Below are 7,549 nucleotides of genomic sequence, written 5' to 3'. Positions count from 1 at the left end.
AAAAAAACTTTTGCGTACCCCAAAATAAGGGCATGAAAAGATACAAAATATTGTTTATCAATCAATTATAAAATGAACATTTTTTGAGTGACGAAGTCAGGAAAAAGGCAAAGTTCGTTTCTATGTTTGGATTGCCCGTTTATTCGGGCTTACTTTCAGTATCAAACTGATGGAAAATAGTGAAAAATATGCTCAGGAAGCCTACCGTCAAACTCATTTGGAAGATTTACAAAAAATTGCCCGGGATGAAGAAATTCATGAATCGAGATTAATCGAGCTTATCGATGAAGAAGGGCTGAATTATATGAGTTCTGTCGTTTTAGGACTGAACGATGCGCTGGTAGAATTTACCGGAGCCCTGGCCGGCTATACTTTTGCCCTTCAACATGCCAAACTGGTAGCCCTGACAGGCGCTATTACCGGCATTGCAGCAGCTCTTTCCATGGCTGCCTCGGAATATCTCTCTACCCGAACTGAAAACAATGTTCACAAAAATGCACTAAAAGCCGCCGTATACACCGGAATCGCTTATGTTATCACTGTCGTTGTCCTGATTTTGCCTTTCGTCCTCCTGTCCAATGTATATTGGGGGCTGGGCGTCTGTCTGTTCGGAGCATTAGTGATTATAGCTATTTTCAATTACTATTATTCCATTGTCAAAACAGAAAGCTTCCGGCATCGCTTTACTGAAATGGCAATAATCAGTATAGGCATAGCAGCGATCAGTTTCCTAATCGGTTATGCACTTCGGGTTTTTACAGGTATAGAGTTGTAAGCCCGGTTTATCTGACAGGATATACCCAGGTCAGTTCTTTTCCGGGTTCTCTCACAATCCGGTTCAGAGCCACTTGTGCCTCTTTACGAGTTTCATAGCCATCATAAGTGACCATGCTCATATTATAAAAAGGAACAATCCGGGAGTCGTAACCTTCCTGGATTAATTTAGCCTGTAAACGTTCAGCATTCTCCGGAATTTTAAAACATCCGGCCACCAGATAATAATTCACCTGTTTCACAACAGGTTTCGGTTCTTCTTTAGGAGGAGCCACCGGTTCCGGTTTTGCCACTTCAACAACTTCTACTTTCTGTGTCGTCAATTCTTCTTTTACCTTTTTATCCTTACAGGAAAAAAGACACAACAAAGAAAGGGCTAGTAAAATAACAGTAATTTTCATCGTGCTGTAATTAATTTCTATCACTATTACGCTTTATCGGCGTTAAAGATAACATTATAAAATAATTTTAACAAATCTATGAGGTTATATTGCTTCTACTATTCGTTTACGGAAAATCCATAAACCCAGAAAGCACAAAAAACCATTCACCAATAAAATTTCAAAACCGAAACAATAGCCCCAAAACCATTGTTCTGAAAAATGATCGAGGACATAAGAAATCAGGGGTGACAGCAAACATATCCAAGGCAGAAATTTTCCTTTTACCTGATATTCGGTCATCAGCCCAAAAGTAAACAACCCTAAAATCGGCCCATACGTATAACCGACAGCTTTCAATACCGCATTGACGACACTGGTATTATTCAATTCCCGAAAAAGAATTACTACGATACACATCAATAGTGAAAAAGCCAGATGTACTCCTATTCTCCGGCGTTTTTGCAAAGGATCCTTTGGATCGATCTTCAAAAAATCGATACTGAAGGAAGTGGTTAAAGAGGTCAGGGAAGAATCTACAGAAGAGTAAGCAGCTGCCGTTATGCCCAGCAAGAAAAATAAACCGGTGGTTACTCCGAAATAGTTCATCGATAAAAAAGCAAAAACATCGTCCGATTTTCCGGGAAGTTCTACGATTTTCATCTCCGCATATATATATAATAAAGCTCCCAACGCGAGAAATAAAACATTCGTAAGTAAAAACAGAAAAGAAAAAGAATACATATTGATCCGGCAGTCTCTCAGTGAACGACAGGTCAAGCTCTTTTGCATCATATTTTGGTCCAATCCATTAATAGCAACCGTAATCGCTATTCCGGCCAGAAACTGTTTCAGGCTATTGTGGGAAGAACGCCAGTCCCAATCAAAGATACGGGCATAAGAACTCTCCCGAATAGAACCGGCCATCGTACTAAAATTCAGATCCAGCTCCTGACAAATGACGGCAATAGTCAAAACCACCGAAATCAGCATAAAAACCGTTTGTAAGGTATCCGTCCAAACAATCGTTTTTATACCACCCCGAAAAGTGTATATCCACACTAATCCTAAGGTAATAAATACCGTCAAAGCAAATGGAATTCCCAGACTGTCGAATAAAGCCAATTGCAATACTCCAACCACTAAGAACAAACGAAACGAAGCGCCGACCAACTGAGATAAAATAAAGAAAAACGATCCGGTCAAACGGGCTTTTTCACCGAAACGGATACCCAGCCAGGAATAAATGGACACCAAATTCAACTTGTAAAATAAAGGTAATAAAACCAAGGCAATCACCACATATCCGATGCAATTTCCCATTACGACGGGCAAATAAGTCCAATTGCTATTCCCGACTTCACCCGGTATGGAGATAAACGTTACTCCTGAAAGGGAGGTCCCGATCATCCCAAAAGCCACCAAATACCAGGGGGAAGTCCGATTAGCCGTAAAAAAAGTCTCATTATCCGATTTCCGGGAAGTAAAATAACTGATCAAAATCAGTATCCCGAAATAAGCAAGCAAAATAAATAGCACTAAACCCGACGACATATCCTTGTTTTAAGCCCATTACCGTACGAAAGTAATTATTTTTTTATACATTTGCTAAAGAACCCTAATTCCCTTTCCGATGCGGCTACTTTTTTTCTGTCTATTCGCTTGTTTCCTATTCAATTGCGGGCACCCAACCGTCCCCCGAAATATAGATGTTACCCGTATTTCTAAAAGCGACTTGCAGAAAGTCCGGTCTTTCGATCCAACCCAACTCATCGACAGTTGTACCTACATCCCTTTAGAAACCTCGGATCGGATTTTAATCGGCAGAGTAAAACAGCTGAAAATCACCGATAAATATATTTTCCTGGTAAATTCGGAAAACGATTCCCTCTATGTTTTCAACCGTCAGGGGAAATTTCTGAATACCATCGGTACCCGGGGCAGAGGCCCACGGGAATATCGTTCTATTCAATCTTATTGTTTTCCGCCTCAGGCAGACACAGTGATTATTTTCGATTCGGATAAGCTCTTATTTTATACGCCCACAAACCGATTCATCCGGAGTGTCGATCTGGTACCCCAACTACATCGGGATACCGATATCATCCGTAGTATAAACTCGATCGATTTTGCCGAACCGGGGAAATTACTTTTCAAATACGACCTGATGTATCGATGTAACGTATTTTATTCCACTTATAATTACAATACCGATGAACTCAAAGATATCGGATATGTCCCGCTCTCACTCGATTTAGGCAATACTCTTAACCGGGTAAACCTCGATTTTTTTGAAACGGCACCCTATAAACAAGAATTGAGTTGTGCCATACTCTATAACGATACGATCTTCCAATACCGGCAAGATTCTTTATCTCCCCGTTTCATTATCAATGCATTAAAAGACAAAGTTATTCCGGACCGGATTCTCCGGCAACTGAACGGTTCGGATCCCATGAAAGCAGGCAGTCTTTTGGTCAGCTCCGGTATCTTTATCAAAAATATATACGAATCGGATTCTTATTTTTTCATTTTATACAATGGCTCCGAACCTCAGGAACTGATCTGGAATAAAACGACACACCAAGGTATACTCGTCGAACTAAACGATAACTTTCGCGGTCACACTTATGCTCCGATGGCTGTTTCCGCCTTAGCAGTATTGAACGACGACGAAAAATACTATGATCCCAACAACGGAAATCGATATTTACCGGTCTCCCGACAAAAGCAAACCTTACAATTCCGACTGAAAGAAGAAGATAACCCTGTCATCGTCATTTATCACCTGAAACCACAATTCTAACCTCATGCAAATCATTATCCTTCCGGCTTATTATCGTTGACCGTCTGTCATCCGGCTACTGTCCGGGATAAAGATCTCCTGTATACCGCGACCGGCAAGACTTACAGGAAATCAAACATTTCAAGCCGGAACAGCTTACCGGCAGCATTATCTGCATGACTTTAGAAACTTCTGTCATTTTATGTTCCGCCACAACTTTATCCTTTACTTTTTAGCTTTTACCTTTTAGCTTTTACCTTTTACTTTATATCTTTGTGCCTCAAAATGAAATCATAAACAATCTATATTATCATGGAATACAACTTTAAGGAGGTAGAGAAAAAGTGGCAGAGCTACTGGAAAGAAAATCAGACTTACAAAGTCGACGTCGATCCGTCCAAACCGAAATTTTATGTACTGGATATGTTCCCTTATCCTTCCGGAGCCGGTTTGCACGTCGGCCACCCACTCGGCTACATCGCATCCGACATTTATTCCAGATATAAACGTCTGAAAGGATTCAATGTGTTGCATCCGATGGGATTCGATGCATATGGTTTGCCAGCCGAACAATATGCCATCCAAACAGGACAACATCCGGCCATTACAACAGAGAAAAATATTGCCCGCTATCGGGAACAACTCGATAAAATCGGTTTTTCTTTCGACTGGGACCGGGAAGTGAGAACTTGCGATCCGAAATATTATAAATGGACACAATGGGCATTTATCCAAATGTTCAACCATTGGTTCAATAAAGATACTCAAAAAGCCGAACCGATCGCCAAACTGGTAGAAACCTTTGAAAAAGAAGGGAACGCAAATATCAATGCAGCCAACTCGGATACCCCGATCTTCACGGCCGAAGCCTGGAAAGCCATGGATATCCGGGAACAACAGCGTGTATTGTTGAATTACCGGATCGCTTATCTGGCCGATACGATGGTGAACTGGTGTCCTCAGCTGGGAACTGTGTTAGCCAATGATGAAGTCAAAGAAGGACTCTCGGTGAGAGGTGGTTTCCCGGTCGTACAAAAGAATATGCGACAGTGGTCTTTACGGGTTTCTGCCTACGCACAGCGTTTGCTGGACGGATTGAACCACCTGGAATGGTCCGATTCGCTGAAAGATATCCAACGCAACTGGATCGGACGTTCGCAGGGAGCCGATGTGATTTTCGATGTAAAAGACTCGGATATACAATTGAAGATCTTTACAACCCGTCCCGATACGATCTATGGGGTGAGCTTTATGGTACTGGCACCGGAAAGCGATTATGTCAGGCAACTGACCACCCCCGATCAGGAAAAAGCAGTAGCTGAATACCTTGACTATGTAGCTAAACGTACCGAACGCGAACGCCAAAGCGAGATCAAAACCGTGACCGGCGTATTCACCGGTTCTTATGCGATGAATCCGTTTACCAACGAAGCGATTCCGGTATGGATCAGTGAGTATGTATTGGCAGGCTACGGAACGGGAGCTATCATGGCCGTACCGGCCCACGACAGCCGTGACTACGCTTTTGCACGTAAGTTCAATCTGCCGGTCATCCCGGTTATCGATAACGGCCAGCCTATCGATCTCAGCAAGAGTTCGTATGATGCCAAAGAAGGGAAGATGATCAACAGTGGACTGATCGACGGCATGGAAGTAAAAGAAGCTATCGCTTTCATCGCCGAAGAAGTGGAGAAACGGGGGATCGGGAAGAGCAAGATCAATTACCGCCTACGGGATGCCATTTTCAGTCGTCAACGGTATTGGGGCGAACCGTTTCCTGTATACTACAAAGACAGTATGCCCTATATGATAGATGAGGCAGAATTACCTTTGGAATTACCTGAAATCGATAAATATCTGCCCACGGAAAACGGAGAACCTCCTCTCGGCCGGGCTAAAAACTGGACCACGAAAGAAGGATATCCGATCGAGTTGAATACCATGCCGGGATTTGCGGGATCATCGGCTTATTACCTCCGCTATATGGACCCGCACAACGATAAAGCATTGGTCAGCCATGAAGCAGATGCGTACTGGCGTAATGTCGATCTGTATCTGGGAGGAGCAGAACACGCAACAGGGCACTTGATTTATTCCCGTTTCTGGAATATGTTTTTATATGACTTAGGAGTAGTTTGTGAACCGGAACCTTTCAAGAAACTGATCAATCAGGGAATGATACAAGGGCGTTCGAATTTCGTATACCGCATCGTAGGGACCAATACCTATGTATCTGCCGGTTTGAAAAGTCAATACGAAACAACCGAGATCCATGTAGATGTCAACATCGTCAAGAACGACATTTTGGACACAGAAGCCTTCAGAAAATGGATGCCTGATTATGCCGATGCCGAATTTATTCTCGAAGACGGTAAATACATCTGTGGCTGGGCCGTTGAAAAAATGTCGAAATCTATGTTCAACGTAGTCAATCCGGACGATATCATCGAACAATTCGGAGCCGATACTTTACGACTTTACGAAATGTTTCTGGGACCGCTTGAAGCACACAAACCCTGGGATACACAAGGCATCGACGGCGTATATAAATTCTTACGTAAATTCTGGCGTTTGTTCCTGAACGGAGAAGAATTCTCTGTCAGTGACGAAGTACCGACCAAAGAAGAATTAAAAGTACTTCATAAAACCTTGAAAAAAATCGAATTCGATATCGAAAATTTTTCTTTCAATACTTCTATTCCGGCTTTTATGATTTGTACCAACGAATTGGCTGCACTGAAATGCAATAAACGGGCTATTCTCGAACCCCTGGTCGTTGCTATAGCACCCTATGCTCCTCATATTGCTGAAGAATTGTGGCATTTGTTGGGACATGCCGAAAGCGTAACCGGAGCAACTTTCCCTCAATGGGAAGAAAAATACCTGGTGGAAGATAGCTTTGAATATCCGGTTTCTTTCAACGGTAAAGTACGTTTCAAACTGAATATGCCGTTGACTGCAACCCAGGCAGAAATCGAAGCTGCAGTCAAAGCCTCCCCTGAGGCAGGCAAATGGCTTGAAGGAAAAGAAATCCGGAAAATGATTATTGTTCCGAAAAAAATCGTTAATGTCGTGATCGCATAACCGGTGTAATTCTATATTATATAAAGGGAACGGTGTCAATACTGTTCCCTTTTTCTTTCTATTCCGAAATCGGAATAGAAAGAAAAAATAAACTTATGGCCGGGCGGCGGCGACTGTACGATCCTACCGGGCCTCTTCAGATCCCGGATTTTGCCGCTTAGCAGTCGGGACGATCAATAATATACTTCCTGTACCGATAGCTCCCAATATCAACAAAAGAACACGTATTTTGAAATCTTCAAGGATAAGAAAAGCAGAAATACTGATCATGATCCACATACAGGCAATCGAAATGAATTTACCGGTTAAACTCATCCCTTGCCGGGATTCGTAACGGCGGATATATTTTCCAAGGGGGGAACGATGTAAACGATCATGCAATCGCTTCGAACTTTTATAAAATAACCAGGAACTCAATAAAATAAAAGGGGTAGTGGGTAATCCAGGCACGAATATTCCGATTATTCCCAAGATTACAGAAAGGACACCTATGGTAATGAACAAAAATTTTTTCATCGAATTTTCC

The 7,549-nt window shown here is 42.3% G+C and carries 5 protein-coding genes and 1 pseudogene; 3 read left to right on the top strand and 3 right to left on the bottom strand.

Features of this window, described 5'->3' with window-relative positions; all coding sequences use genetic code 11:
* Nucleotides 1-100: 100 nt before the first annotated feature.
* Nucleotides 101-775 (top strand): annotated as a pseudogene (locus WS42_RS05455) (VIT1/CCC1 transporter family protein); the annotation flags it as partial.
* 7 nt (nucleotides 776-782) lie between these two features.
* Here WS42_RS05455 and WS42_RS05450 read toward each other — a convergent pair.
* A complete protein-coding gene (locus tag WS42_RS05450; protein ID WP_046403331.1) occupies nucleotides 783-1,175 on the bottom strand; it encodes an SPOR domain-containing protein in 393 nt (130 codons plus the stop codon).
* 84 nt (nucleotides 1,176-1,259) lie between these two features.
* Nucleotides 1,260-2,708, bottom strand: a complete 1,449-nt coding sequence (locus WS42_RS05445) for a sodium:solute symporter (RefSeq protein ID WP_013612819.1) — start codon at nucleotides 2,706-2,708, stop codon at nucleotides 1,260-1,262.
* A 79-nt stretch (nucleotides 2,709-2,787) separates the two neighbouring features.
* On the opposite strand from WS42_RS05445, the gene WS42_RS05440 reads away from it, so the two are divergent.
* Together WS42_RS05440 and leuS are read left to right on the top strand one after the other, a co-directional pair.
* Nucleotides 2,788-3,960, top strand: coding sequence for a DUF4934 domain-containing protein (locus tag WS42_RS05440; protein WP_013612820.1), 1,173 nt, complete (start codon nucleotides 2,788-2,790; stop codon nucleotides 3,958-3,960).
* A gap of 291 nt (nucleotides 3,961-4,251) precedes the next feature.
* Nucleotides 4,252-7,023, top strand: a complete 2,772-nt coding sequence (gene leuS, locus WS42_RS05435) for a leucine--tRNA ligase (RefSeq protein ID WP_013612821.1) — start codon at nucleotides 4,252-4,254, stop codon at nucleotides 7,021-7,023.
* Nucleotides 7,024-7,146: 123 nt separating this feature from the next.
* Here leuS and WS42_RS05430 read toward each other — a convergent pair whose 3' ends face one another.
* Nucleotides 7,147-7,539, bottom strand: a complete 393-nt coding sequence (locus WS42_RS05430) for a YbaN family protein (RefSeq protein WP_013612822.1) — start codon at nucleotides 7,537-7,539, stop codon at nucleotides 7,147-7,149.
* Between the last annotated feature and the right edge of the window lie 10 nt (nucleotides 7,540-7,549).

The organism is Odoribacter sp. N54.MGS-14 (assembly GCF_000980295.1).
Lineage (GTDB): Bacteria > Bacteroidota > Bacteroidia > Bacteroidales > Marinifilaceae > Odoribacter > Odoribacter splanchnicus.
This window is presented reverse-complemented; position numbering and strand designations above follow the sequence as displayed.

Excerpts from the sequence above, each read along its gene's own strand:
- WS42_RS05445 (WP_013612819.1), bottom strand. The coding sequence starts at position 2,708 with ATGTCGTCGGGTTTAGTGCTATTTATTTTGCTTGCTTATTTCGGGATA.
- WS42_RS05430 (WP_013612822.1), bottom strand. The coding sequence starts at position 7,539 with ATGAAAAAATTTTTGTTCATTACCATAGGTGTCCTTTCTGTAATCTTG.
- WS42_RS05440 (WP_013612820.1), top strand. The coding sequence starts at position 2,788 with ATGCGGCTACTTTTTTTCTGTCTATTCGCTTGTTTCCTATTCAATTGC.
- leuS (WP_013612821.1), top strand. The coding sequence starts at position 4,252 with ATGGAATACAACTTTAAGGAGGTAGAGAAAAAGTGGCAGAGCTACTGG.
- WS42_RS05450 (WP_046403331.1), bottom strand. The coding sequence starts at position 1,175 with ATGAAAATTACTGTTATTTTACTAGCCCTTTCTTTGTTGTGTCTTTTT.